21 protein-coding genes are annotated in these 25,579 nt (G+C 53.2%); 17 read left to right on the forward strand and 4 right to left on the reverse strand.

The genetic code is table 11. The annotated features are described in order from the left end of the window. Window positions 1-21: 21 nt before the first annotated feature. On the forward strand, window positions 22-282 hold the full coding sequence (locus tag SAMA_RS03495; RefSeq protein ID WP_011758778.1) for a hypothetical protein: 261 nt from the start codon (window positions 22-24) through the stop codon (window positions 280-282). A gap of 6 nt (window positions 283-288) precedes the next feature. Here SAMA_RS03495 and SAMA_RS19315 read toward each other — a convergent pair whose 3' ends face one another. Beyond that, the gene (locus SAMA_RS19315) at window positions 289-480 is read right to left on the reverse strand and encodes a hypothetical protein (protein ID WP_011758779.1); all 192 of its coding nucleotides are present in this window, start codon (window positions 478-480) and stop codon (window positions 289-291) included. 236 nt (window positions 481-716) lie between these two features. Between SAMA_RS19315 and SAMA_RS03500 the strand changes: the two genes are divergently transcribed. The 3 genes from SAMA_RS03500 to SAMA_RS03510 all read left to right on the forward strand — a co-directional run bounded on the left by SAMA_RS03500 (window position 717) and on the right by SAMA_RS03510 (window position 2,772). Continuing rightward, window positions 717-1,325: a DUF5610 domain-containing protein gene (locus SAMA_RS03500; protein WP_011758780.1), complete on the forward strand. Its 609-nt coding sequence runs from the start codon at window positions 717-719 to the stop codon at window positions 1,323-1,325. A gap of 79 nt (window positions 1,326-1,404) precedes the next feature. Next, window positions 1,405-2,151 (forward strand): ferredoxin--NADP reductase, encoded by a 747-nt coding sequence (locus tag SAMA_RS03505; protein WP_041409670.1) that lies wholly within the window; start codon window positions 1,405-1,407, stop codon window positions 2,149-2,151. Between the two features lie 18 nt (window positions 2,152-2,169). Then, window positions 2,170-2,772, forward strand: coding sequence for a glutathione S-transferase (locus SAMA_RS03510; protein WP_011758782.1), 603 nt, complete (start codon window positions 2,170-2,172; stop codon window positions 2,770-2,772). On the opposite strand, the gene SAMA_RS19085 is transcribed toward SAMA_RS03510, so the two are convergent. Further along, window positions 2,769-3,272, reverse strand: a complete 504-nt coding sequence (locus SAMA_RS19085; RefSeq protein WP_011758783.1) for a hypothetical protein — start codon at window positions 3,270-3,272, stop codon at window positions 2,769-2,771. The two genes, SAMA_RS03510 and SAMA_RS19085, sit on opposite strands and share 4 nt — an antisense overlap. 237 nt (window positions 3,273-3,509) lie before the next feature. Here SAMA_RS19085 and SAMA_RS03520 point away from each other — a divergent pair, with 237 nt between their 5' ends. The 5 genes from SAMA_RS03520 to SAMA_RS03540 all read left to right on the forward strand — a co-directional run bounded on the left by SAMA_RS03520 (window position 3,510) and on the right by SAMA_RS03540 (window position 10,035). Beyond that, window positions 3,510-4,517 carry a Fe(3+) ABC transporter substrate-binding protein gene (locus tag SAMA_RS03520; RefSeq protein ID WP_011758784.1) on the forward strand — a complete coding sequence of 336 codons (1,008 nt, stop codon included), beginning with the start codon at window positions 3,510-3,512 and terminating at the stop codon, window positions 4,515-4,517. A 59-nt stretch (window positions 4,518-4,576) separates the two neighbouring features. Beyond that, window positions 4,577-6,205 (forward strand): ABC transporter permease, encoded by a 1,629-nt coding sequence (locus SAMA_RS03525; RefSeq protein ID WP_011758785.1) that lies wholly within the window; start codon window positions 4,577-4,579, stop codon window positions 6,203-6,205. 1 nt (window position 6,206) lies between these two features. Further along, window positions 6,207-7,232 (forward strand): ABC transporter ATP-binding protein, encoded by a 1,026-nt coding sequence (locus SAMA_RS03530; protein WP_011758786.1) that lies wholly within the window; start codon window positions 6,207-6,209, stop codon window positions 7,230-7,232. Window positions 7,233-7,285: 53 nt separating this feature from the next. Next, on the forward strand, window positions 7,286-8,992 hold the full coding sequence (ggt, locus tag SAMA_RS03535; RefSeq protein WP_011758787.1) for a gamma-glutamyltransferase: 1,707 nt from the start codon (window positions 7,286-7,288) through the stop codon (window positions 8,990-8,992). Between the two features lie 107 nt (window positions 8,993-9,099). Next, entirely contained in the window at window positions 9,100-10,035 is a 936-nt protein-coding gene (locus tag SAMA_RS03540) for a Dyp-type peroxidase (protein WP_011758788.1), read from the forward strand. 62 nt (window positions 10,036-10,097) lie between these two features. Here the strand turns inward: SAMA_RS03540 and argR are convergent, their stop codons facing one another. After that, complete coding sequence (argR, locus tag SAMA_RS03545) at window positions 10,098-10,562, reverse strand: transcriptional regulator ArgR (protein WP_011758789.1); 465 nt, start codon at window positions 10,560-10,562, stop codon at window positions 10,098-10,100. 286 nt (window positions 10,563-10,848) lie between these two features. Here argR and mdh point away from each other — a divergent pair, with 286 nt between their 5' ends. The 8 genes from mdh (at window position 10,849) to SAMA_RS03585 (ending at window position 23,799) form a co-directional block, all read left to right on the forward strand. Continuing rightward, the gene (gene mdh / locus SAMA_RS03550; protein ID WP_011758790.1) at window positions 10,849-11,784 is read left to right on the forward strand and encodes a malate dehydrogenase; all 936 of its coding nucleotides are present in this window, start codon (window positions 10,849-10,851) and stop codon (window positions 11,782-11,784) included. A gap of 173 nt (window positions 11,785-11,957) precedes the next feature. Further along, complete coding sequence (locus tag SAMA_RS03555; protein WP_011758791.1) at window positions 11,958-13,022, forward strand: efflux RND transporter periplasmic adaptor subunit; 1,065 nt, start codon at window positions 11,958-11,960, stop codon at window positions 13,020-13,022. 2 nt (window positions 13,023-13,024) lie between these two features. Then, window positions 13,025-14,101: an efflux RND transporter periplasmic adaptor subunit gene (locus SAMA_RS03560; RefSeq protein WP_011758792.1), complete on the forward strand. Its 1,077-nt coding sequence runs from the start codon at window positions 13,025-13,027 to the stop codon at window positions 14,099-14,101. A gap of 9 nt (window positions 14,102-14,110) precedes the next feature. Then, entirely contained in the window at window positions 14,111-17,197 is a 3,087-nt protein-coding gene (locus SAMA_RS03565; protein ID WP_011758793.1) for an efflux RND transporter permease subunit, read from the forward strand. Window positions 17,198-17,506: 309 nt separating this feature from the next. Further along, the gene (locus SAMA_RS03570) at window positions 17,507-17,842 is read left to right on the forward strand and encodes a cupin domain-containing protein (RefSeq protein ID WP_011758794.1); all 336 of its coding nucleotides are present in this window, start codon (window positions 17,507-17,509) and stop codon (window positions 17,840-17,842) included. 112 nt (window positions 17,843-17,954) lie between these two features. Beyond that, complete coding sequence (locus tag SAMA_RS03575; RefSeq protein ID WP_011758795.1) at window positions 17,955-19,874, forward strand: peptidase U32 family protein; 1,920 nt, start codon at window positions 17,955-17,957, stop codon at window positions 19,872-19,874. 143 nt (window positions 19,875-20,017) lie between these two features. Continuing rightward, on the forward strand, window positions 20,018-20,395 hold the full coding sequence (locus tag SAMA_RS03580) for a PH domain-containing protein (RefSeq protein WP_011758796.1): 378 nt from the start codon (window positions 20,018-20,020) through the stop codon (window positions 20,393-20,395). 374 nt (window positions 20,396-20,769) lie between these two features. Then, window positions 20,770-23,799 carry a TonB-dependent receptor plug domain-containing protein gene (locus SAMA_RS03585; RefSeq protein WP_011758797.1) on the forward strand — a complete coding sequence of 1,010 codons (3,030 nt, stop codon included), beginning with the start codon at window positions 20,770-20,772 and terminating at the stop codon, window positions 23,797-23,799. Between the two features lie 125 nt (window positions 23,800-23,924). Here the strand turns inward: SAMA_RS03585 and SAMA_RS03590 are convergent, their stop codons facing one another. After that, complete coding sequence (locus tag SAMA_RS03590; RefSeq protein WP_011758798.1) at window positions 23,925-25,439, reverse strand: DUF3612 domain-containing protein; 1,515 nt, start codon at window positions 25,437-25,439, stop codon at window positions 23,925-23,927. Between the last annotated feature and the right edge of the window lie 140 nt (window positions 25,440-25,579).

A 25,579-nucleotide genomic window follows, 5' to 3' on the forward strand; every position in this document is an offset into this window, starting at 1 on the left:
AAAAATTGTCACGGAGTCGCTATGCAGAACATCGCCTTGCTCGTCAATTTGGAAGGTATGAGTGAAAAAGTCACCACCGACTGGAACGCGGTTTCGGCGACCTTGAAAAAGCGCCAGGTGACTCAGGAAGCTTTGGTGGATATCTACGCACAGCTATGTGCGGGGCTTAAGGTGTCGACCCGAGGATTGACACTGGCCAAGCTAAACGCAGACATGGTGTTGGACAATGTGATCCGTAGTACCCAAACTGCCAGTTATCCTTCGGCAGGTTTTTACGGCTAGGACTAATCATTTAGAGGTGGGGGGTTTACGCCATCCCTCACACAGCAGTGGCAAATGCTTTTCCCCTTCGGCAGGCGTCAATCGAATGATACGCCCGTCCCTGAAACAGAGCTGTTCACCTTCAATCTCGGTCAGTCTGTCGCAGTTCTGACAACTGCTACTGCGAGGTTTTACCTCGGGCATGTTTGGCTTGTTCACAATCCGGATCCTGAGCTTTAAGTGGTTGATCCAGCCCCCACTTTACTCCCTAAGTGTTAACTGAATCAATCTTTGGGAGGCCATTATACTCAAGACGGGTTAAGTTTAAATTAAAACTTAAGTCGAGTATGTACCCCGTTGCTTTCGTGCAACACAAGGGCGACTTTTTACTAAAGTTGTACAAAAATTATCCGATATATAGGCTGAGTCGACTTGTGTCAGGATCGAGGTAATCCATGGAAATTCGCCCTCCCCAACCCAATCACGGTGCCACCGTGTCTCAAGTGGCAAAAGATAAAAGCCCTGTCGCTGGTAAAAACCATGGTGAGACGGTTGCCGTCGTTGCCAGCCAGAAGACAGCCGCACATTCAAGCCGTGCCTTGATGAACGCTGCGATACTCTCTGCACAGCAGGAGGTTAATTTAAGTGCAGCCGACGAACCCATGGTATTACTGTATCGTGCCGCTATCGAAGCCATTAATGAACAGCTCGCGCCCACAATGGGGGAACAGGCCATTGAGCGCCTCGCCGAGGAAGGTGTTGATACCTCACCCGAAGCCACGGCTGGCAGAATAGTTGATTTTGCCACCCAATTCTTCAGCCTCTATCAGTCTCAAAATAGCAGCCAGCCATTGGAACAGCAGTTGGAAGGGTTTATGGGGGTGATTGGCGGTGCTATTGATCAGGGCTTTAAAGAGGCCAGAGACATACTCAGTGGTCTTAAGGTGCTGGAAGGGGATATCGCAGATGGCGTTGATAGGACCTACGCTCTGGTGCAGCAGGGGCTTAAGGATTTTGCCCAGAAGATGAATCCACAAAGTAAAGAAGAGAGTGCAGCAGGATAAACGCCTCCGATAAAAAGGGTTTTTATTTTTTTCTCCCTTGCTTATGCTGGAACTGCAGCCACAGAGTAGGGGAGGCGATATGTGGGTTGAAGGCCGGGTGTTGCAGCGAAGGGATTGGACCGACAAGTTGTTCAGTCTCAGGATTGACGCCAAAATAGCGCCCTTTATCGCGGGCCAGTTTATCAAACTCAGTTTACCCAGCGAGGATAAGCGCATTGCCCGTGCTTATTCTCTGGTTAACCCTCCCAGAACCGATTATATCGAGGTGCTGGCCGTTGCCGTTGAAGAGGGCGAGCTCTCTCCAAGGCTGCAGGACTTAAGCCCTGGTGATGTACTTCAGGTTTCGGCCAGTGCAACCGGCTTTTTAACCTTGAATGAATTACCCGACGCTCCTGCAGCTGGGCGTCAGCTTTGGATGCTGGCCACAGGCACCGCCGTTGGCCCCTTTATTTCCATGCTTGGCACCGAGGAGCCCTGGCAAAGGTTTGAACACCTGGTGCTTGTGTATGGGGTTCGCCGGGCTGAGGATTTGGCTTATCTTGACGAGTTGCAAGCCCTGGCAGCAAGCAGGCCCGGACTGCAGCTCATCTTATCGGTTACCCGGGAGTCAGTACCCGGAGCCATGCAACTGAGGATACCCGATGCGTTGGCCTCTGGCGCGCTCGAAGCTGCCAGCGGCCTTACATTGTCTGCCGAGCATTCTCAGGTGATGATTTGTGGTAACCCCGAGATGGTTGCAAGCACCCAGGCATTGTTGCTGGAACGTGGTCTTAGTAAAAACCTTCGCAGGGCACCCGGGCAAATCACCGTGGAAAAATACTGGTAAACACACAAGGAACTCTCCATGAAGCTTTTATGCTCTGCACCTTCGCCTTATTCCCGCATGGTCCGAATCATGGTGCGCTACCTGGAATTGGATGTCGAAGAGCTGAACACCAATCCATTGGATAATGGTGATACCTTGCTCAGTGCCAATCCGCTGGGGCAAATTCCCTGTTTGTTTTTGAACGATGGCGCCGCCTTATATGACAGCGAAGTGATCTGCCGCTACCTTGATGCGACCTACGCCAAGAGTCAGTTGTTTGGTGAGCCTGGTTTGGATTGGCATGCCCAGTGCCAGTTTTCACTGCTGAAAGGGCTTATCGACAGTGCAGTAAAACTGCGGCAGGAACAGATGCGTGAAGAAGAGGGGGTACGCTCAGCGTTTTGGACCTCGCGTTTTGAAGAGGCGCTCTTGAGGGGGATTCGTGAGCTTGAGCGTCAGGGCGCAGGTTCTTCTGACCGCATCAATGCCCGCAGCATGGCGTTGGTGTGTTTATTGGATTATATGGACTACCGACATCCGGCACTGGAATGGCGTAACCTTGCTCCCGCTCTGACACTGTGGTTTGAAGAGGTACGCGAACTGCCAATATTCCGTGAAACCCGTCCGGATATTGTCTGCTAAACATCGGTAATGCGTCGCCCTTTGGGGAGTTGACGTTTGTTTTTTTCACCGAAATGTCCATACAGCTCTTCGGTCAGCCCATACCTGGCCCGACGATCTGAGTGTGGTACCCGGCGGTCTTCAAAGTGCTGATAATGGCAATGGCAAGTTTCTGCGTTACAACCTTTCAGCGGGATAGCAGGTGCTTCACCGGATAGAAATCTGTGCCCATCAATGGCCTGTCTGGCGTTACAGTCATTCAGGCCTGCAACCACACTGACACAATGAAATGGATGCAGCCCCTGTGGTCGCGCGCCATTGATTCTGGCCTGATGCTCAACCTCTTCGAGTGATTCATAGACACCATAATCCTTGGGTATCTCCAACTCGTGGGGCACAACAGCGCGCTTTTTGTGTCTGCATTCCCTGTTTCGTTGATGCCAGTGATCCGATTGATACTTACTGTAAACAAACCAGCCTACTGACAAAGCCAGAGCCAGCAACAGCAAAAACACGTCCATGATGCTCGCCCTCTGTCGGTAAACAATTAAGTTTCAGTTTAGTTTAGTTTGAGATAATTCGCGGTTTGCTTGCAGTGCAATATTGTAAGGCATTGAGTAATATTGATAAATTTCATTGATACAGCTAACAATTTGACGAGTTTAAGTTGTCAGAGGAGACCCCTTGGATTACCCTATCTGTAGTGATAATAATTATCATTAGTTTGTTTTGGTTTAACCAAATTCTGGGAGTTCGAGATGAAATTGTCCAAAGGGGTATTGTTAGCAGGCTTGGCCTGCTTGACCGGCTCTGCCATGGCGGCTGATACGTTGACTGTCTATTCCTATCGGCAGGCGTTTTTGATCGAGCCCATACTGGCAGAATTCACAAAAGAAACTGGCATTCAAACCCAGCTGGTATTTGCCAAAGATGGCATAGCAGAGCGTTTGCAACGTGAAGGTCGCCTGTCTCCGGCGGATTTGGTATTGACCTCCGAGTTCTCAAAGCTGATGGAACTGGTTGATAAGGATCTGGTGGACAAGGTGCAAAGCCCCGTACTCGAGAGCAACATTCCAGCACAGTTGCGCTCTGTCGATGGCGATTGGTATGCCCTGACGGTGCGTACCCGCAGCCTGTACTCTTCAAAAGAACGGCTGGGTAAGCTGGATATCGACTATGAAGATCTGGCCGATCCCAAATACAAAGGTAAAATCTGCACCCGCAGCGGTAAGCACCCCTACAACATCTCACTGGTCGCTTCCATGATTGCCAATAAGGGCGAGGCCGAAACCAAAGTGTGGCTCGAAGGCCTGAAAGCCAATCTGGCGCGTAAACCTCAGGGGAATGACAGGGCCCAGGTCAAGGCCGTAAAGGAAGGCCTGTGTGATATCGCCATTGGCAACAGCTATTACTTTGGTGCCATGATGCAGGACCCTGAGCAAAAGAGCTGGGCCGAAGCCGTATACATCAACTTCCCAAACCAGGCTAACCGCGGCACCCACATCAATGTGTCCGGCATGGCCATGCCAAAATATGCTCCCAACAAGGAGCAGGCCGTTAAGCTGATGGAGTTTTTGGCATCGGACAAGGCACAACATGCCTATGCTGAAGTCAATATGGAATACCCTGTAAAAGTCGATGTAAAGCCCTCAGAGATGGTGGCCTCCTGGGGCGAATTCAAAGCCGACACGCTGGCCATTGAAAAGCTTGCCGAGTATCACGGTGCTGCCGTGAAATTGCTCGATGAAGTGAAATTCGATCTCTGACGATAGCATTCGCCTAATTCGTGCGGCGCCAACGGAGGGCGCCGCCTCTGGAATACACTATGGTAGTTGGATTGCCCAAGCGCTGGTCGTTTTTGGGTTTTTTTATTGCTTTTCTGTTTTTAACGCCGCTGCTGGCGCTGTTGGCTACCGCCGCCTTTCCCGATGGCGAGGTGTTTGCACACCTGGCCGACACAGTGCTGCCCACCTATATCCTCAATACCCTGCTGCTGATGCTGGGTGTTGGCTTGCTCTCGGCACTGCTGGCGATTCCCGCAGCCTGGCTGGTGGCGCGCTGCGAAGTGCCGGGCAGACGCTTTTTTCAATGGGCTTTGCTGCTGCCACTTGCGATGCCAGCCTATGTGGTGGCCTACGTATACACCGACCTGCTTGACTATCCTGGGCCAATCCAGCGTGCCGTGAGGGCGCTGCTTGGCATTGATGCCGGCGCCGACTATTGGTTTCCTGATATCCGCAGCCTTGGCGGGGCCACGCTTATCCTGGCGTTTGTGCTTTTTCCGTACATCTTTTTGCTGGCCCGCACCGCCTTTATGGAGCAATCACTGAGTTTGCTGCAAGCATCCCGTTTGATGGGCGCCAGCGAGCGGGAAAGCTTCTGGCGTTTGGCACTGCCCATGGCAAGGCCCGCCATTGCAGCCGGTGTGGCGCTGGTTGCCATGGAAACTGCCGCCGACTTCGCCACTGTCAGTTATTTTGCTGTGCCTACCCTGACCACGGCGGTGTACGACACCTGGCTTGGCTATGGCAGTCTGGCCTCGGCTTCCAAGCTGTCGATGATCATTTTGGTGGCGGTATTTTTACTCATCTGGCTGGAGCGATTTGCCCGGCGCAGGCAGCAGCTGTTTCAGCGCCAGGCGCTTACCGGACAAATCCCCCGCCTGCGTCTGGGACGCTGGCGTTGGCTGGGCTTGGGCTATTGCAGCTTGTTGCTGTTTCTCTCTTTCCTGTTACCCTTAGCCATCCTGCTGGGCTATGCCGTGCGCTACTTTGATCTGAGCTGGCAGGGCGATTTCTGGCGTTACAGTTGGAGCAGTTTTTCACTCTCCGCCATCGCAGCCGTGCTTTGTGTTGTATTTGCGCTGGTGCTGCTGTTTATTGCCCGTATCAGCCCGCGAGCGCAGGATGCGATGCCCGCAAGGCTTGCATCAACGGGTTATGCCTTACCGGGTACAGTGCTTGCCATCGGCGTACTGGGACCCCTGACCTGGCTCGATTTTGGTCTTAACGATTTCTGTGCCTGGCTGGGCATTGATGGCCCCGGGCTGCTGTTTACCGGCAGCACCATCGCCCTGATATTTGCGTTTTGTGTGCGCTTTATTGCCATTGCCATCGGAGGCATTGAAAACAGCTGGCGGCGGCTGTCGCCTTCCCTCGATATGGCGGCGCTCTCCATGGGGAGGGGGCCGGTTGGCCTGTTCTTCAAGGTGCATTTACCGCTGCTTCGCACCGGCATTTTGGCCTCGTTGCTGCTGGTGTTTATTGAGGCCATGAAGGAGTTACCGGCAGCGCTGCTGTTAAGACCCATTGGATTTGAAAACCTTGCAACCAAGGTGTTTGAGTATGTGTCCGATGAGCGGCTGGAGCAGGGGGCTCTTGGCGCCATAGTGATTGTATTGGTGGGACTGATTCCTTTGGTGTTTTTAAACCGTTCCATCGAGAAGGAGAGCTGAGATGTCGACGTTAAGCATTCAGGGACTTCACAGTGATTATCGAGGCGAGCAGGTGTTGCGCGGACTCAACCTCACCCTGACCCAGGGCGAAATCACCGCACTGCTTGGCCCCAGTGGCTGCGGAAAGACCACCCTGCTCAGGACCATCGCAGGGCTACAGGACATCTCGGCCGGCAGCATTGCCATCAATGGCAAAACGGTCAGTGCAGATGGCTGCTTCGTTGCACCGGAAAAGCGCAGCATAGGGATGATATTTCAGGACTATGCGCTCTTTCCTCATCTCACCGTTGCCGACAATATCCTCTTTGGGGTCCGTCAGCTTGATAAACAAAGCCGCAGCGTCAGGCTTGAGGAAATGTTGAGTCTGGTCAAGCTGGAGGGGCTCGGTAAGCGTTATCCACATGAGTTGTCGGGTGGTCAACAGCAACGGGTGTCCATTGCCAGAGCTTTGGCCTATGAGCCGGATCTTCTTTTGCTGGATGAGCCTTTTTCCAATATTGATGCTCAGGTACGCCGGGCCCTGATGCTGGAAATCCGGGCCATACTCAAGGCGCGCAATGTCAGTGCGGTGTTTGTGACCCACAGTAAAGATGAGGCCTTCGCCTTTGCCGATACCCTGGCACTGTTTGAAGCGGGCCGGATAGTGCAGCATGGCATTCCGGAAACCCTGTATCAAAGCCCCAACACACCCTATGTGGCCGATTTTCTCGGTGCCAGCAATTATCTGGATGTGAGGCTCGAAGCTGGGCAACTCATCAGTACGCTGGGGGCTTTCCCATTACCGCAAGACTTTAAGGCAGCATCTGAAACCGGCCGCTGGCTGCTGCGCCCCGAGCAGTTATTGATTGAAGCCAGAGCCGATGGGGCAGGGGAGATACTTGAGCGTCGCTTTCTTGGTAACGGTTGCCATTATCTGGTGCGCCTTGGCGAGCAAGTGCTGGATATCCACAGCCACCTTGGCCATCTTGCCTGTGGTAGTCGTGTCAGCTTGTCTGCTGCGGCTGATACACCGGTAATCTTTGCTTAAACAGGTGATTATTGAGGTAAACCTGTGTAGTTTGTGTTCTGGGAGGACTCAGCATGAACCGGTTTACAATCACTATTTTAGCCCTGGCCGCTATCGGACTGGGCTGCAGCGAAGGAGTGTTGGCCATGGACAGGATCACAGGTAAGGCGTTTGCCAGTCGTTCGGAGGTATATGCCACCCAGGGCATGGCGGCGACCAGCCAGCCTTTGGCCACTCAAGTTGCTCTGGATATATTGAAAGCCGGCGGCAGTGCGGTGGATGCCGCCATTGCCGCCAATGCCATGTTGGGGCTGGTAGAACCCACAGGCTCGGGTGTCGGTGGCGACCTGTTTGCCATCGTCTGGAGCGCTAAAGACAAACGCTTATACGGCTTAAATGCCTCGGGCCGCAGCCCAAAAACGCTCACGCTGGATATGCTTAAGGCGCAGGGACTTGAATTTTTACCGCCCTTTGGTCCATTGCCTGTGTCTGTGCCCGGCGCAGTGGATGGCTGGTTTGAGCTGCATGACCGCTTTGGCAAATTGCCAATGTCGCAAATTTTGTCGCCATCCATTGATTACGCGCGCAAGGGCTTCCCGGTTTCTGAACTCATCGCCTTTTATCTTGAAGGCAGCGCCCGACGTCTCGCCAAATATCCGGGGTTCAGTGAAACCTATATGCCCAATGGCAAAATGCCCGCCAGGGGCGACATCATGAAAAATCCCGCCCTGGCCAACACCTACGAAAAAATAGCCAAGGGTGGCCGGGATGCGTTTTATAAGGGCGACATAGCCCGCAGCATAGACAAGTACATGAAAGCCAATGGCGGTTACCTCGGCTACGAGGACCTGGCCTCACATACCAGTGAGTGGGTTGAACCCGTATCGGTAAATTACCGCGGTTTTGATGTGTGGGAGCTGCCGCCAAACGGTCAGGGCATAGCAGCGCTGCAAATTTTAAAAACGCTGGAGCCGTTTGATTTAAGAGCCATGGGTCATGACAGCGTTGAGTATGTGCACCATTTTGTGGAGGCTAAAAAGCTTGCCTTCGCTGACAGAGCGCGTTTTTACGCCGACATGGCCTTTGCTGATGTGCCCGTGAGTGAGCTTATTTCAGAGCGCTACAACCAAGAGCGTGCCAAGCAGATAGGCCCCAGAGCGGCCAAGTCGGTAGAGCCGGGCAATCCCAATCTGCAGCAGGGCGATACCGTGTATCTCACCACCGCAGACAGTGACGGTAACATGGTGTCACTTATTCAAAGTAATTTCCGCGGCATGGGCTCGGGCATGACACCTCCGGATCTCGGCTTTGTACTGCAGGACAGAGGGCAGTTGTTTGATTTAACGCCGGGGCGCCCTAATTCTTACGCACCCGGCAAGCGTCCCTTCCATACCATCATTCCGGCGTTTGTGACCAAAGACGGTAAACCCTGGCTCAGTTTTGGGGTGATGGGCGGTGCCACACAGCCGCAAATGCATGCGCAAATTATCATTAATCTCATCGATTTTGACATGAACCTGCAGGAAGCCGGCGATGCGCCACGTATTCTGCATTCAGGCTCCAGTGAACCCACCGGCGAAGTGATGACCGATGGTGGTTATGTGAGCCTGGAGTCGGGCTTTTCCATGGAGACGCGTCGAGAACTGGTGAAAAAAGGCCATGTGCTCCGGGATGCCCTGGGGGAGTTTGGTGGTTATCAGGCTATCGGCATCAATGTGGAAACCGGTGTCTATCGCGGTGCTTCCGAGAGCCGCAAAGATGGTCAGGCCGCCGGCTATTAGGGTGAATAACAAGCAATCTTGTGTAATGTGCGTCGGTCGGTGATATTTTTTCCTAAAGTACGGGATAATGTGACCGACAAAGACATACTCAGTAAGGCCTTAATTATATGGATAATCAGGTTATGCCACGTGAACAGTTGGGCGTATGCGCCGAAGGCAATCTTCACGCAGTTTATCTGATGTTCAACGCCAATGAAGGGGTTGAGCAGTCGCTGCGTGCGAGCCTTGCCAGTGTTGCCCAATACCTTTACGACCTCACAGACCAATATGCCGACAGTGCCTTTAATGGGTTCGTGGCTGTGGGGGCTAACTATTGGGACAGTCTCTTTGGTCAGGGGCGCCCGTCTCAACTCAAGCCCTTCCCGGCCATGCACGAAGGCAACCGGGAGGCTCCGGCGCTGGAGTACGACTTATTCGTACACTTGCGGTGTGATCGTCTGGACATACTGCATCTGGTGGCCAATGAAGTGAATCAGATGCTCGATGAGCTGGTGGAGCTGGTGGACGAAGAGCGCGGTTTCCGCTTTATGGATAACCGGGACCTGACCGGATTTGTGGATGGTACCGAAAATCCCCGTGGTCGCCACCGTCAGGATGTCGCCTTGGTGGGGGATGAAGATCCGGCGTTCCGTGGAGGGGCTTATGTGCATGTACAAAAGTTTGCCCATAACCTGTCGAAGTGGCACCGTTTGCCGGTGAAAAAGCAGGAAGACATCATTGGCCGTACCAAGGTAGACAATATCGAATATGAGTCTGCCGATAAGCCTTTGACCAGCCACATCAAAAGAGTGAATCTGAAAGATGAGCAAGGTAACTCGATGGAGATTTTGCGTCAGAGCATGCCCTATGGCTCGGTGAAAGAGCAGGGTTTGATGTTCATCTCTGTCTGCCGTACCCCCTCTCATTTTGAAAAGATGCTGCATTCCATGGTGCACGGCGATGGCGAAGGAAATCACGATCACCTGATGCATTTCACCCGCGCCCTGACTGGCTCATCGTTTTTTGCGCCGTCGCTGGATTATTTACTCCAGGGGCAGGATTAAAAAAAGCGCCCCGAGGGGCGCTTTTCAGTAGGCATTATGGACTTGCCCCAATGTGTGCTGGGTTACTCGCTGTAATTAAACAGGGACTTAACCGTTTCCAGCGTATCTTCGATGGTCTTGATACTGGATGGACAGATAAAAATGGTATCGTCACCGGCGATGGTACCCAGGATGCCTTCGGGTTTGCCGATGGAGTCCAGTAAACGGGCTATTAACTGGGCAGCCCCCGGGCTGGTACGCACCACTATCATGGCCTGGTTATGATCCACATCCAGCACCAGATTCTTCAGTGGACTGCCGGCAGTGGGCACGCCGAGTTCGGCCGGCAGGCAGTACACCATCTCTTGCTTGGCGTTTCGGGTACGTACGGCACCGAACTTACTCAGCATGCGGGAGACTTTGGATTGGTTGATATTGCTGAAGCCTTCGGCCTGCAGCGCATTAACTATCTCGCTCTGGGAACCGAAGCGCTCTTCCTTTAACAGCGCTTTGAAGGTTTTGACGAGGTCATCCTGATTTTTTTGCATAGTGGGCTGCTTTGTTGTTATTCAAAAATCCAGCGTATTTTGCATATTTAAAAGCCAAAAGTCAACAAATCCCCGCTCTTTGTGAATAAAAATGCAGATAATGGCGGCCGTCCGGACGGCTGGTCAAACACCTGTTTCAAATTGCTGACAATCACACCGAAAAATGCCGCTAAACCTTGGCCACAGGCGACTAAGGGATAATTGAAATTTGTGTGACGATGCTTTAATGTGGCGCCATCATTTGAGGATCTACCTCACAAATTCCGAGATATAACGGAGAATACCTATGAAAGTTGCTGTTCTTGGTGCCGCCGGTGGTATCGGCCAAGCCCTCGCCCTACTCCTGAAAACCCAACTGCCTGCTGGTTCCAAGCTGTCTCTGTATGACATTGCCCCTGTCACGCCAGGTGTTGCCGTGGATCTGAGCCACATCCCAACTGCCGTTGAGGTGAAAGGTTTTTGCGGTGAAGACCCAACGCCTGCGCTGGAAGGTGCCGATGTGGTGCTGATTTCTGCCGGTGTGGCCCGTAAGCCAGGTATGGATCGTTCTGATCTGTTCAACATCAACGCAGGTATCGTCCGTAACCTGATTGAAAAAGTGGCAGCGACCTGTCCAAAAGCGTTGGTTGGTATCATCACCAACCCCGTAAACACCACCGTGGCCATTGCCGCTGAAGTGCTGAAGAAAGCTGGTGTTTATGACAAAAACCGTCTGTTCGGTGTAACCACTCTGGACGTTATCCGCGCCGAGACCTTCGTTGCCGAAGCTAAGGGCGTTGATGTAGCCAGCGTGAAAGTAAACGTGATTGGCGGCCACAGCGGCGTGACCATTCTGCCTCTGCTGTCTCAAATTGAAGGCGTAAACTTCAGCGATGAAGAAGTGGCTGCTCTGACCAAGCGCATCCAGAACGCCGGTACTGAAGTCGTTGAAGCCAAGGCCGGTGGCGGCAGTGCGACCCTGTCTATGGGTCAGGCGGCTTTCCGTTTCGGTATGTCTCTTATCCGTGGTCTGCAGGGCGAAGCCAATGTGGTTGAGTGCGCCTATGTTGACGGCGGCAGCGAGCACGCTGTGTTCTTCGCTCAGCCAGTGCTGCTGGGCAAAAACGGCGTAGAAAAAGTACTGCCTTATGGCGAGGTGAGCGCGTTCGAAGCCAACGCCCGCGACGCCATGCTGGACACCCTCAAGGGTGACATCCAGCTGGGTGTAGACTTCGTTAAGTAAGTCGTGTCGATGTGAAGAAACGGAGCCTGGTGCTCCGTTTTTTTATGCCTGAAATCAGCGATTGTGTTGCGACACCGATTTGCTCATATCCCTTGCATTTATGTGGAAACTTATTGGTTTTGTTGTCAAACTGTTAACCACTTAATGCTGTTGCACCTTTACAGGAGTTTCCCATGAGCAAGCTCAGGCCGTTTTCAGGGATAGGTATTGCCGCAGTGCTGGGGGGCTTTTTGCTCTCCTCAGCCACGCAGGGCATTGCTGGTGAGGCCCCCAGGCCGGTTAAGGTCAGCCAGATAGCCCTGGCCGATAATATGAATCAAAGATTGCTACCGGCAGAAGTCAGGGCATCTGAGCGCGCAGGGCTTTCATTTCGGGTCAGCGGCGAAATCATGGACATTTTGGTGCGCCCCGGCGAAGAGGTCAAAGCCGGACAGTTACTGGCTAAGCTTGACCCGGCACTCTACGAGCAGCAGCTGGCAGTGGCCAAAGCCCAGTATGCACTCGCCAAGGTACTCTATGAGCGTAACCTCAGCTTGGTGGAACAAGGGGTGGTGTCGCGCAACGATTTTGACAAATCCAAGAGTAATCATGATGTCGCCAAGGCTGCACTGGATAAAGCCGAAGTAGAACTTGCCTACACCCGTCTGTTGGCCCCCTATGATGGGGTGATTTCCAAGCGCGACAAACGCCAGTTTGAATATGTGCGGGCTCAGGAGCCTGTCCTGAGTGTGCGCAGTGAAAACCTGATTGATGTGAATTTTCAGCTGCCTGAACAGTATATAAGCCCGATCCAAAGTTATCAGGCCAATACCGGTAAGATACTGGTGCCGGAAGTACGTTTTGACAGCCGGGACTCCTGGTTTGCCGCGTCTCTGAAGGAGATGAGCACAGTGGCCGACAGCAGTACCGGCAGTTACACAGTGATCCTGACGCTGCCAATGCCTGAGCAGCTCAACATTTTGCCGGGCATGTCTGCAACGGTACGGGTATCCCTGCCTACCGAAACCCCAATCCCCCCGCCTGAGATCCCAGCTGGTGCTGTGGTGCAGGAAGGAGATAAGACCTGGGTATTTCGCTGGTTGCCTGAGTCGCAGTTATTGCAAAAGGTGGAAGTGGTTCTCGAGGGCCACGTCCTGGTCTCCGGGCTGAATGACGGCGACTTTGTCGTGGTGGCAGGCGCAGATGAACTCAAGGATGGCCAGAGCGCAGTGCGCTGGGTGAAGGAGCGGGGGCTGTGAACATGACAAGAATGATACTGATGCCTCTGGGGCTGATTGTGCTGCTGGGGAGCTGTCGTCAGGCACCGGATATTGAACACACGCCTGCCAGAGTGGCGGTTTACACCATTCCCAGCACCGAAAACCAGGTTACAAGGGTATTCAGCGGAGTGGCCAGGGCGCAGGATCTCACCGCCTTGGCATTTCGTGTTGAAGGCCGTATCGCCCGCATTCCGGTTACCAAGGGGCAAAGGGTTAAGGCCGGAGATGTGTTGGCCGTGCTTGAAAAAAACGACTTTCAAATTGCCCTGAATGATCGTCGTGCTCGCCTGGACGTGACCCGCAAGCAGGCCGAACGCTCCAAAACCCTGGTGGATCAACAATTGATGGCGCAGGCGGAGTACGATCAGATGAATGCGGAATATCTGGTTGCCCGCGCCGAGGCCAGACAAGCTGAGCTGATGCTGGAATATACCAAACTCAAAGCTCCCTTCGACGGTTTGATTGGCGATGTATTTCTCAAGTCCTTTGAAAACGTTCAGCCCGGTACCCTGGTGCTCAGCGTCCATAGAACAGAGCGTATCGAAGTCGATGTGCAGGTGCCCGACCTGCTGATAGCTGTGTCGCGTCGCGCCGAAACCGGTCAACAAAAACAGGGCTTTGATGTGGCCTTTGAAGCCTTTCCAGACAAAAGCTTTATTGGCCACTTGCTGGAAGTAAACACTGAAAAAGATCCCCAATCCCATACCTACGTTGCCACCGTCGCGGTTGAGTTACCCGAGGGGGTTAAGGTGCTCGAGGGGATGCCCGCCAAGGTCACTGTGGATTTGGGCAAGGCTACCTATACCTACCGACGTGAATATCTGTTGCCAATCAGTGCCGTGGTGATGCGAGACGGCAGTGATATTGATTTGCAGGATGCCGGAGTGTGGCTTTACGACTCTGCCACTGGCACCGTTAAATTCAAGCCTGTGCGACTTGGCGTGATTGTGGGCCAAAGTATTGAAGTCGTTGATGGCCTCGCCGATGGACAGCAGGTGGTGACTCAAGGGGCTTCACGCCTCGTGGACGGCCAACAAGTTGAACTGATTCAGGGATAAGGACAGACAATGAGCGTAGCAGGCTATTTCGTCAAAAACTCCGTCATCAGCTGGATGTTTACCCTGATCCTCTTGTTGGGAGGCAGTGTTGCCTTTCTTGGCCTTGGCCAGCTTGAAGATCCACCGTTTACCATTAAAGACGCTGTGGTGATAACCCTTTACCCCGGAGCCACATCCACCGAGGTTGAAGAAGAGGTTACGTATCCGGTAGAGAAAGCGATTCAGGCGTTGCCCTATGTGGACAAGATTAAGTCGCTCAGTACCTCCGGGTTATCGCAAATCACTGTGACCATGAAAAACACCTATGGCCCTGACCAGCTGCCGCAAATTTGGGATGAACTCAGGCGCAAGGTCAATGATATGGCCGCGAGCCTGCCTCCCGGCGCACAGCACCCCATGGTGAACGACGACTTTGGCGATGTGTACGGCATCATGCTGATGATCACGGGTAAAGATTTCAGCTACCGCGAGCTCAAAGACTACGTGGACTATGTAAAGCGTGAGCTGGAGTTGGTGCCCGGTGTCGGTAAGGTCTCGTTGGCCGGTGAGCAAAAAGAACAAATTTTTGTAGAAATGTCAGTGAACAAAGCTGCCAGCTCCAACCTGGACCCCAACCTGATTGCCAACTTGCTCAATTCACAGAATATGGTGTCAGATGCAGGCAATATTCAGGTCTCTGGCGACAACCTCAAAATTCGCACCAGCGGAAGCTCTCGCTCGGTGGAGGAGTTGCAGGAACTCATTATCCCCGGCACCCAGGGCGATAAGCTTATCTATTTGAAAGATGTGGCTACCGTGCGCCGCGGTTATCAGGAAATCCCCACCAATGTGCTCAGTTACAACCGCGAGCGTGCTATCAATCTGGGGATCTCATTTTCATCCGGCGTCAACGTGGTGGCTGTAGGTAAGGCAGTTGATGATAAATTGGCTCAAATCGACTCGGCCCGCCCTGCGGGCATCAAAATTGAGACCATGTATAACCAGCCGGTGGAAGTGGACAATTCTGTCGGCAGCTTTGTTTGGAATCTGATAGCCGCTGTCGTGATTGTGATAGGCGTGCTGCTGTTCTTTATGGGCGTAAAAAGCGGCATCCTGATAGGCCTTATCCTGTTTTTAACCTGTTTGGGCACCTTTGTGTTGATGCTGCAGGCTGAGATTGAACTGCAGCGTATTTCCCTGGGAGCGCTCATTATTGCGTTAGGGATGCTGGTGGATAACGCCATTGTGGTGGTGGAAGGGATTTTGATTGGCCGCCAGCAGGGAAAAACCACCTTGGAAGCATCCGATGCCATTGTAAAGCAAACCATGTGGCCACTGCTTGGGGCTACAGTCATTGCCATCACCGCCTTTGCGCCCATTGGTTTGTCACCGGACTCCACCGGCGAGTTTGCCGGCTCGCTGTTTTGGGTGCTGCTGTTTTCCCTTTTCCTTTCCTGGATCACCGCCATCACCATCACGCCTTTTTTTGCCAGTCTCTTTTTTGGTGATAAAGGGGAGGAACAGCTTGAAGGTCAAACCAAAGACCCTTATGGCGGCGCCTTCTTTACCCTTTATAAAGTCGCACTGGATGTGTGCATGCGCTATCGCTTTATCAGCGTGATTGCGGTAGTGCTGGCGTTTGTGGCGTCTGTGGTCGGGTTTGGTTACGTGAAACAATCATTTTTCCCACCCTCAACCACCCCCATATTTTTGGTGGATGTGTGGCTGCCTGAAGGGACTGATATCCGCGAAACCCAGCGGATAGTAACTGCCATGGAAGATAAGGCTGCGCAGCTGGCGGATGTGGAATTTGTGGCGTCCACCGTTGGCAAGGGATTCCCCCGATTTATGCTGACTTATGCCCCGGAAAAGAATTATGCCTCTTACGGCCAGATAGCCATTCGCACCAGCGCGTTCGAGACACTCGAAGGGGTGATGACCCAGTTCCGCCGCGAAATGGAGGCGGGCTTTCCGCAAACCCAACTCAAGTTTAAACGGCTGGAAGTGGGACCCTCCACCGATGCCAAGATTGAGGCCCGGATCTCAGGACCGGATCCTGATGTGCTAAGAACCCTCGGGGCAGAGGTGCAGGCGGTATTTGCGGCCACACCGGGCACAGTGAATGTGCGCCACGATTGGCGCGAACGGGTGAAATACATAGCGCCCAGGTTTAATGAAACCCAGGCCAGACGTTTGGGCATTGTGAAAAGTGAAGTGGACAAGGCGCTCAAGTTTTCCTTTGCCGGATTGCAGATAGGGGTTTATCGCGAAGGCACTAATCTACTGTCTATCGTGGGTCGGTTGCCGGATGATGAGCGGGTCGATATCGAATCGATGGAAAGCATCCGGATCTGGAGTCCTGTGCTGAACACACTTGTGCCTCTGCAGCAGGTAGTCGATGGATTCGAGGTGAAGTTCGAAGACCCCATCATTCAGCGCCGGGATCGCAAGCGCACACTGACAGTCTTCGCCGATGCCGATTTTGAGTACGACCTGCTGCCTGCTGAGCTGTTTGCCAAAGTTCGACCACAGGTGGAAGCCATCAGCATGCCGCCCGGATATGAACTTGTGTGGGGAGGCGAGTTTGAGTCATCACAGGATGCCCAGGAGTCGCTGTTTGCCATTTTGCCGATGGGTTTCCTGTTTATGTTTTTGGTAACGGTATTCCTGTTTAACTCGGTGCGTAAGCCGCTGGTGATCTGGGCCTGTGTCCCGCTGGCCATTATCGGTATTACCCTGGGATTGTTGGTACTCGATAAACCCTTCAGCTTTATGGCGTTGCTGGGGATGCTCAGTCTGTCGGGAATGCTGCTTAAGAACGGCATAGTGCTGCTTGACCAAATCAATCTGGAAATCAATGAGGGTAAGGAGCCCTTCCAGGCGGTGTTTGAGTCTACGGTTAGCCGCGTCAGGCCCGTATGTATGGCGGCTGTCACGACCATTTTGGGGATGTTGCCGCTTATCACCGATGCCTTCTTTGAGTCCATGGCGGCGGTGGTCATGTTCGGCCTTGGTGTGGCGACAGTGCTGACCTTGCTGATTGTGCCTGTGTTTTACATCATCTTTTTCAAGATACCCTATCGGGCCTACGGCGACTTTCAGAAGTCCAGCGGCTGATAAGAGGCGTTTTTAAGCCTGAATAAAGCGACCCATTCGGGTCGCTTTTCTATCATGGCTCAGATTGCGCAGGGTTCCGGTAACACCCAGTCGTCAGCGAGTGAGGGGGACTTTGGGTTCACAATTGAGCCGCCTGCGAGGCCGTGATAGATTCAATCCCACAAAAAATCCTCAGACGTTGCAGCAGAATGAGTGCAAAAAGCAGGCTATCCCAGAAAGCATGAGATATCTGCACAGGGGGCTCTCTGGCGACGGAGGATGACAGCCCCCACAAAGCGATTTACCCCAAATGCAGGAGCATAGCTGACTATGGCGAACCTTCTTTCCGAGCTTCCAGAAAATCTCTGTGAGGAAGTCTTCGAAACCCTGATTAAGTCTTCAGATTGCCGCATCGAGCGCATCGTCTCTCTGGGGCACAGTACAGCGGCGGGCCAATGGTACGATCAGGACGAGCATGAATGGGTCGTGCTGCTCAGCGGCAGTGCGGTGCTGGCCTATGAAGATGGCACTAGTCTTGCCATGGTTCCCGGCGATTACATCAACATCCCTGCCCATGTACGCCACCGAGTCGAAGCGACCGACCCTGCCATTCCCAGCGTATGGCTGGCGGTGTTTTACGGTTCTTCCAACCAGATAGTGGGCTGATTATTTTTTAAACGCCAGCGCATAAGTCTTTCCTGAAAGACTGGCTCTGCTATACTCTGCGTCCGATTTTTCTACCGGGCCATTCAGTCAGGCCAGCAGACGAGTTTGATTCATGAGTACAGAAGGCGTTGAGATTTTTATTCCCGGCAAACCCCAGGCCCTGGTGACCCCAGAGCCGGTTAAGCTTGCCGATAATAAGCTGGAGTTGCTGGCTCCCGCCAAAAACGCCGATTACGGAATCGAAGCCATTCGTCATGGCGCCGATGCAGTTTACATAGGTGCCCCCGCCTTTGGCGCTCGCCACACCGCCGGTAACAGCATTGCCGACATTGCCCGTCTGTGTGAATTTGCCCACCGTTACCATGCCCAGGTGTTTGTTACCGTTAACACCATCTTGTTTGACTCAGAGCTGGAAGACGCCCGCAAACTGATTTGGGAAGTGTACGAGGCCGGTGCCGATGCCATTATCGTGCAGGATATTGGTCTGCTGGAACTTGATCTGCCGCCGATAGCGCTGCACGCCAGTACCCAGATGGATAACCGGGTGCCGGAAAAGGTGGCTTTTTTGGAGCACGTCGGTTTTTCTCAGGCGGTGCTGGCACGTGAGCTGAGCCTGACTCAAATTCGCGCCGTGGCGGCTGAAACCAAGATGCGACTTGAGTTTTTTATCCATGGCGCCCTGTGTGTGGCGTTCAGCGGCCAGTGCTATATCAGTGAAGCCTATACAGATAACCGCAGTGCCAATCGGGGTGAGTGCTCACAACAGTGTCGTATGCCGGGGAACCTCAGTACCCGCAAGGGTGAGGTGATTGCCACCAACGAGCACATGTTGTCGCTCAAAGACAACAACCAGACGGAAAACCTCGAAGCCCTGATTGATGCCGGTATTCGCTCTTTCAAGATTGAGGGGCGTCTGAAGGACTTGAGTTACGTAAAAAACGTGACTGCCCACTATCGTCAGCAGCTCGATGCCATCATGGCCCGCCGCCCCGAGTTTGAGCCTTCGTCCCATGGCCGCTGTAGCTACAGCTTTGTGCCTGATCCGGACAAGAGCTTCAACCGCGGCAAGACAGATTATTTCGTGCATGACCGTAAGCCGGGCATTGCCGACTTCCGTACCCCAAAATACCTCGGGATTGATGTGGGTAAGGTCAGCAAAATCGCCAAAGACCACATAGTGGTAGACTCCAATGCCGAATTCAATAACGGTGATGGTCTGGGCTTTTTTGCCAAAAACTATGAAAAAGCCCGTTTGTCAGATGACAAACTCACCGGATTCAGGGTGAACCGCGCCGAAGGCAATGTGCTCTATCTCAAGACAGTGCCGGAAGATCTGCGGGTAGGTGTCACCCTATACCGTAACCACGATCAGGCGTTTGAGATGCTGCTGGCTAAAGAGTCGGCCGAGCGTTTGGTGACGGTAAACTTTGCCCTGGCCGAGCGGGAGCAGGGGCTGGCATTGACCGCCTTTGATAACCATGGCCATTCAGTGACAGTGACCGCTGACTTTGATAAGCAGCAGGCCAAGGATATTGACCGCAACTGTGAAGGGCTGAAAAAGAATCTGGGCAAGTTAGGAAACACTGACTTTTGCCTTGGTGAGATTGAACTGGGTGATGCTGCTGCCGTGTTTGCGCCTGCGTCTGTCATTAATAATCTGCGCCGCGATGCGGTGGAGGCGCTTGGTCAGGCCCGTATTCAGGGCTACCAGCGCCCAACGCCCTGGGAGCGTGATGACAGCGTGCGCTATCCCCAGCGCAGCATGACTTACCTCAGTAACGTCGCCAACCAGAAGGCCAAAGACTTCTACACCCGCCACGGTGTGGTTTCAATCCGTGATGCCTATGAGGTGCGTCCGGTAAAAGGTGATGCGCCCCTGATGATCACCAAACACTGCATCCGCTACAGCTACAACATGTGTCCCAAGGAAGTGCCGGGCATCAAGGCAGACCCGCTGCAGATGGAACTGGGTGGCAAGGAATTCAAGCTGGTGTTTGACTGCCACAAGTGTGAAATGCTGGTAGTAGGCTAAGCCCCAGTACCATCAAAAACGGCGACCCAGGGTCGCCGTTTCTATTTCGCCGCTTTTCTCTGTGCACTTTTTATTTAAGGCAATTGGCCGATGCGATAGTCTTGGATGAGCACAAACCGGTAACACAGCAGGAGAAGGTAATAATGGGATTTTTGGATGCCCTGATGGGCAATGCCAGTGAAGTGGATTTGGGCAAGTTAGCGGCCGAGTTGTCGCCTATTCTGGGTGACAACGAAGAGTTGCAACTGGCCTATAAAATGGTGCGTGACCTGTTTGTCTTTACCAGCAAGCGATTGATATTAATCGATAAGCAAGGCGTCACGGGCAAGAAAGTGAGTTATCATTCCATTCCCTACAAGGCGATAGTGCATTTTCAGGTGGAAACGGCAGGCACCTTCGATATGGATGCTGAGCTGAAGCTGTGGATCTCGGGGCAACACGAGCCGCTGGTAAAAGAACTCAAGCGCGGCACCGATGTCGTTGGCATTCAAAAAACCATCGCCCGATACGCTCTGGGTTAACGTATCCCCCTTCCGGAAAGGCCACCTCAGGTGGCTTTTTTGTTGGCCTGGCCTTGCTGGCAGCCATCAAAATGCCGCCTCTATTTAATCTCTATCTCCTCAATCAATACCCATACGATGCGGCTGAATTTGCTCTTAACCAATTGAAAATATTTAAATAGATTTTAAATAGAGATAAAAGGGGGATAGAAACGACACCCGCTGAATTGCCCGGACTCTACAGGCACCGTAAAACCTCAATTGCCGTTAGTGCTTTGTTAACAAGGTTAATAAAGATTGCGGAAAGGGAGGGGGCTTTGGCAACAGACCAGAGTCTTTGCGCGTTATAAAAAGTTCAGCAAAACACTGCAACAATGCAGGGAAGGGTGAGAAGCATGAAAAAGACCATTCTGACATTGGCCATTCAGGCTGCGGTCTTGGGCGGCGTGTCCATGACAGCAGTGGCGGCCGACGAGGTTGAGGTTTCCCAGGTTAAAGGAAATCAGCCCCAGCAAAGCGCTGAAACCGAGCAGCAAACCATTGAAAAAATTTCCGTCACTGGCTCACGCATCAAGCGTGACAGTTTTTCCGTTGCCACACCCCTGGCAACTCTGGACAAGGGCGCCATCGAAGATGCTGGTATTGGCTCCCTGGCGGCCATTCTGGTGGATGAACTGCCACAGGTAGCAGAGGGCGTCAGCAACGCCAACTCCCAATCCAGTGTACAAAACACGGGTCTGTCCACCATTGACCTGCGTAATCTGGGCACTAACCGTACCCTGACGCTGATCGATGGCCGCCGCGTGGTGTCAAACAGCTATTCAGGCAACTACGTAAGCCTTTCCACCATTCCCAGTACCTTTGTCGACAAGGTGGAAATTATCACCGGTGGTGCGTCGGCGACCTACGGTTCTGACGCTGTGGCCGGTGTGGTCAACATTATCACCCAGCAAGATCAACAGGGTGCCAAGTTCAACGTCCGCGGCGGTACCACCGAAAAAGGTGGTGAAGAGATGAGTGTCGATGGCGACTTCGGCACCCTGTACGCCGATGGTAAGGGTTATCTGTTTATGGCCGCTTCTTACACCAAGGAGTTCGGCCTGGACTACTGGGACAGAAACCGTGCCCAACAGCAGGAATCCTGGTCTTACGATGACAAGCGTATGTGCAATACCATGCTGACCGACACATACGATACCGCGCTGAAAACCAATGCCCAGTGCATGCGGGATATCACCCAGGCAGATTGGCGTGATCTTAACGACTCTATTCCCGGCGGCGTATTCAACGAAGCCAGCAGTCTGCGCCCGAACGCCGGCTTTTGGTATGACGGCCAGACCCTCCGTGATGACTGGCACGAAGAAAAGTACGGTATCCATTTTGCACAATATGACTGGCTGAAAGTGCCTGAAGACACGGTCGCCGCAGCAGTGAAAACCGAGTATGACTTCGATTCCGGTGTGCAGGCCTATTTCCAGCTGCAATATAGCCGCAACCACTCTGAAAACCCCAAGTCGCCAGAAAGCTCTGATGAGAATGAATTTGCACTGGTCCGTAACCCAGCCACCGGCGAGTTTGTTGAAGAGTACGTGGGCCGTATTCCGAAAAACAACCCCTTCGTTCCTCAGGAAATTTTTGACGGCGCCAGTTCCCGTGGTATCACCTGGGACAGAAACTTCGCCGAAGTGGGCGCCATCGTTAACGAAAACACCCGCACCACCTATCGCAGCTGGGCTGGCCTCAGGGGTTTTGTGTGGGATAACTGGGAATGGGATTTGTCGGTGGGCTACGGCAAGTTCAAGCAGGAGCAAAATCGCCAGAACGAAATCGATGTGCTGAAGCTGCGCGATGCCTTGCAGGCAGAGAAACTCGCCGATGGCACTATTCAGTGTATCGATGCCGATGCCCGCGCCGAAGGTTGTGTGCCCGTAAACCTGTTCGGTGAAGGCTCCATCAGTGCCGACGCTGCTGACTATATCCGCGCCAACCCAACCATTACCACAGATATCAGCATGACCAACGTGCTGGGTTATGTCACTGGCGATTTATTTGAGCTGCCAGCCGGCCCGGTGGCATCCGCCTTTGGTTTTGAGTATCGCCGCGACACCCAAAGCGTTGACACCAACGTGCCGAACGGTGGTGTAACCTTCAACTATGTCCCCACCTTTGAAGGCGATGTTGATGTCTATGAAGCCTTCGGGGAAGTGTCCCTGCCGCTGCTGCGTGACATGACTGGGGTACGTAATCTGTCGATGGATCTGTCGCTGAGGGTGGCAGATTACAGCTGGTCTACTACAGATCTGATGAAGAGCTATAAGGCCGGTATCGTGTATGAGCCCGCCGAGGGATATATGATCCGCGCCAACTGGGCAACGGCCCAGCGTGCCCCCACCATTACCGAACTCCTGTCGCCTCCACGGGGTGATTACGACGGCTTCGATGATATTTGTGATGGTGTGACGGCCACTTCCACCGGTCCTGGCCATGACAACTGCCGCCTTGAGCCGGGTATTGCCGCAGCCATTGCCGCCGATGGTGTGTTTAACGACGAAAACAATGGTTATTCACCCAACGTAGGTAATCCTGAACTGCAGGAAGAGTCGGCTGAGACCTTCACCGTGGGTGTCTCAATGGCTCCTTCTTTCATCGACGGGCTGCGTGTTGCCATCGACTACTATGACATCTCAATTGAAGATGCCATGACCAGTCTGGGCAATGAAGACATCATCGGCTTCTGTTATGCCTCGTCCTTGCCCTATGGGGGTGACAACCCCTTCTGTAACGACGTGAAACGCGACGGTGAAGGCCAAATAATCGAAGTGCAGCAGCGGGTTATCAACGCAGATGAAACCAATACCAGTGGTTACGATCTGGCGTTGGATTACCGCTACGATCTGGATGGTTTGGGCTCGCTGAAACTGAAGCTCGACTGGAGTCATGTGCTCGATTACAGCATTACGGCAACCGGCCCCGATGGCCAGTTTACCGACAGCTACGTAGGACTGCTGTCTTCGGGTATCTTCGAAGACAAGGCCTCCGCATCCCTGAGCTGGCATCTGGAAGACCTGCGCATTCGCTGGAGCGTCAAGTACAAGAGCAGTGTGCGTCGTAGCCAGTCTGCCCATGAAGATTGGGAAAAGGACATCGCGGCCAATGCTGAAAACTGTGCTTCCGGCAGTGCCAGCTGTGTTGAGAACCCAGAGCCGCTCTGGGGCAATGAGCTGCCTTCCGTGACAACCCACAACTTGTCGGCGTCTTACAGCTTCGATGTGGGACAGGATACCCAGGTTCGTCTGTCAGGTGGCATCAACAACCTGTTTGATGAAAAAGGCCCATTCGTGATTGGTGGCAGCGGTAACTACAACAGCCTTTACGGCGGTGGTGTAGGCCGTTACTACTACCTGGGTGCCGAGCTGAAGTTCTAAGGTGAGCGATACCCCGGTGATTGCCTGAAGGCAAGGCCGCTTCCCACATCTCCCGGGAGGCGGCCTTTTTTATTGGTGTGCCAGCTTATGGCAAAGCAGATTCACCGTCTGCGAAGGCAAAACACTTACCCCTTGCAACCCCCATAGCAGCTGGGTTTGCGTGGGCACACATTGCCCCGGGAGCAAATCAATCTGGCACCCTTGTCGATACCGCGCTCCACCCAATTGATATTGAGAATCCGGGCAATGCTCATCAGCTGGCGTTTTATGGCAGTGGGAATTTCCCCCTGACCACCTGATGCTACACAGTGGCTTTTGAGTGCCTCGGCGAGACTTAAGGCATCGGTGCCCTGGGCATCGATGGCGGGGTTCAAATCTATCCCTGCGCAGAGCACATGGTGGTTTCCGGCCAAATCCACCACCTTGGTGGATTCACAGCAGTAAATCCGTGGGCTGCCGCCCACATCCAGAATGGAAATTTGCGCCGAGCTGCCATCGGATGGCTCGCTTATCATGCGAAATACTGCCCAGTGCTGGCAGGGGTCCGGCACCTGACGCATGTTGCCCCAGGGCAGGGGAATGCCGTTACCCCGATATACCGCCTTGAGCTTGCCCGGCGCATAAGCATCGAAGTAATGCCAGTGGGGATAGGGAGAGACCACAGTCATACGGCGCATGGCCACCGAGGCAGACACGCCGATTTTTTTATGGGTATCAATTTCATAGCCCCCCCGCTCCAATAGCTGTCGGAAAGGCACCTTGGGACAAAGCAGGGCGCCGGCAAAAAAGCTGGATTCAAAGTCGCGCCAGGCACTTAAGATATCCTGGGCATTCACGGTGGAGGATATATCGGCATCCTGCTCACCTGTGCCTATACCACGTCCCACTGCCAGTACATTCTTCAGGCCGTCCTTGTTGTGCAGCACGCAGTGGCCTATGTGTACCGCCAAATCGTATTTGAGCCGCTCGGGATTTTTCTTCAGGGCTTCATTGATAAAGATGGTGGAGGGTGGCTCGAAAAATGAGGTGACCAGTTGATGGGTGGACACGCCGTTAGCGTCAACCTGATCCTGAGGTGGCTCTTTGAAGAAGCGAATTTTCATGCCCATCTGTTTGCAGATGGCCGTCAGATCGTCGCCACTGAGATTCAGCCGCTTATCACCAACTTCTTCTGCGGCACGTTCCAGATCGGGGAAATGATTTTGATGATGCTCCTGATGGGCGCGGATCAGCAAATGGGCAAACTGGCGGCCGCTGATCCCGGTCTGCGACAGCATTTCGGGAATGGCAATCTGCAAAATATCTTTGGAAAACAAAAAGCCCGGCTCCAGCGCCATGCCGCTGATGCCACCCCGGCGTCCCTTGTCCGGGGTGATGGCGTCTTCTTCGGGCGCATCGTCCAAAAACCAGTCCGGTGATTTCTCAAATACCTTGGCAATCACCTCCAGCATGGCGGCACTGGGCACCCGTTTTCCCCGCTCAATCATCGACAGGTAAGATACGGAGGGCGCCGAACCGGGATCCACACGTACACAGCGTGAAGACAGATCTTCCATGGTTAAGTGATTGCGTTTCCGTAAGTTTCTGATTTTGGTGCCCAGAAAATGGGATTGGCGCATCAGGCTTTTTTCACTGGTCATTTTGTAAAATTCACACTGTAAAATTTTTATTGTGAAATTGTAGTAAAAAATAACATAGACTAAAAATCAAGCGAAATTCACCGACTGCACGACGCACCCCACCGGCAGGATTTCGTGGCAAAACCCAAAAGAAGCTAAGT

The organism is Shewanella amazonensis SB2B, from assembly GCF_000015245.1.
GTDB lineage: Bacteria > Pseudomonadota > Gammaproteobacteria > Enterobacterales > Shewanellaceae > Shewanella > Shewanella amazonensis.

Excerpts from the sequence above, each read along its gene's own strand:
- SAMA_RS03495 (WP_011758778.1), top strand. The coding sequence starts at position 22 with ATGCAGAACATCGCCTTGCTCGTCAATTTGGAAGGTATGAGTGAAAAA.
- SAMA_RS03500 (WP_011758780.1), top strand. The coding sequence starts at position 717 with ATGGAAATTCGCCCTCCCCAACCCAATCACGGTGCCACCGTGTCTCAA.
- SAMA_RS03505 (WP_041409670.1), top strand. The coding sequence starts at position 1,405 with ATGTGGGTTGAAGGCCGGGTGTTGCAGCGAAGGGATTGGACCGACAAG.
- SAMA_RS03510 (WP_011758782.1), top strand. The coding sequence starts at position 2,170 with ATGAAGCTTTTATGCTCTGCACCTTCGCCTTATTCCCGCATGGTCCGA.
- SAMA_RS19085 (WP_011758783.1), bottom strand. The coding sequence starts at position 3,272 with ATGGACGTGTTTTTGCTGTTGCTGGCTCTGGCTTTGTCAGTAGGCTGG.
- SAMA_RS03520 (WP_011758784.1), top strand. The coding sequence starts at position 3,510 with ATGAAATTGTCCAAAGGGGTATTGTTAGCAGGCTTGGCCTGCTTGACC.
- SAMA_RS03525 (WP_011758785.1), top strand. The coding sequence starts at position 4,577 with ATGGTAGTTGGATTGCCCAAGCGCTGGTCGTTTTTGGGTTTTTTTATT.
- SAMA_RS03530 (WP_011758786.1), top strand. The coding sequence starts at position 6,207 with ATGTCGACGTTAAGCATTCAGGGACTTCACAGTGATTATCGAGGCGAG.
- ggt (WP_011758787.1), top strand. The coding sequence starts at position 7,286 with ATGAACCGGTTTACAATCACTATTTTAGCCCTGGCCGCTATCGGACTG.
- SAMA_RS03540 (WP_011758788.1), top strand. The coding sequence starts at position 9,100 with ATGGATAATCAGGTTATGCCACGTGAACAGTTGGGCGTATGCGCCGAA.
- argR (WP_011758789.1), bottom strand. The coding sequence starts at position 10,562 with ATGCAAAAAAATCAGGATGACCTCGTCAAAACCTTCAAAGCGCTGTTA.
- mdh (WP_011758790.1), top strand. The coding sequence starts at position 10,849 with ATGAAAGTTGCTGTTCTTGGTGCCGCCGGTGGTATCGGCCAAGCCCTC.
- SAMA_RS03555 (WP_011758791.1), top strand. The coding sequence starts at position 11,958 with ATGAGCAAGCTCAGGCCGTTTTCAGGGATAGGTATTGCCGCAGTGCTG.
- SAMA_RS03560 (WP_011758792.1), top strand. The coding sequence starts at position 13,025 with ATGACAAGAATGATACTGATGCCTCTGGGGCTGATTGTGCTGCTGGGG.
- SAMA_RS03565 (WP_011758793.1), top strand. The coding sequence starts at position 14,111 with ATGAGCGTAGCAGGCTATTTCGTCAAAAACTCCGTCATCAGCTGGATG.
- SAMA_RS03570 (WP_011758794.1), top strand. The coding sequence starts at position 17,507 with ATGGCGAACCTTCTTTCCGAGCTTCCAGAAAATCTCTGTGAGGAAGTC.
- SAMA_RS03575 (WP_011758795.1), top strand. The coding sequence starts at position 17,955 with ATGAGTACAGAAGGCGTTGAGATTTTTATTCCCGGCAAACCCCAGGCC.
- SAMA_RS03580 (WP_011758796.1), top strand. The coding sequence starts at position 20,018 with ATGGGATTTTTGGATGCCCTGATGGGCAATGCCAGTGAAGTGGATTTG.
- SAMA_RS03585 (WP_011758797.1), top strand. The coding sequence starts at position 20,770 with ATGAAAAAGACCATTCTGACATTGGCCATTCAGGCTGCGGTCTTGGGC.
- SAMA_RS03590 (WP_011758798.1), bottom strand. The coding sequence starts at position 25,439 with ATGACCAGTGAAAAAAGCCTGATGCGCCAATCCCATTTTCTGGGCACC.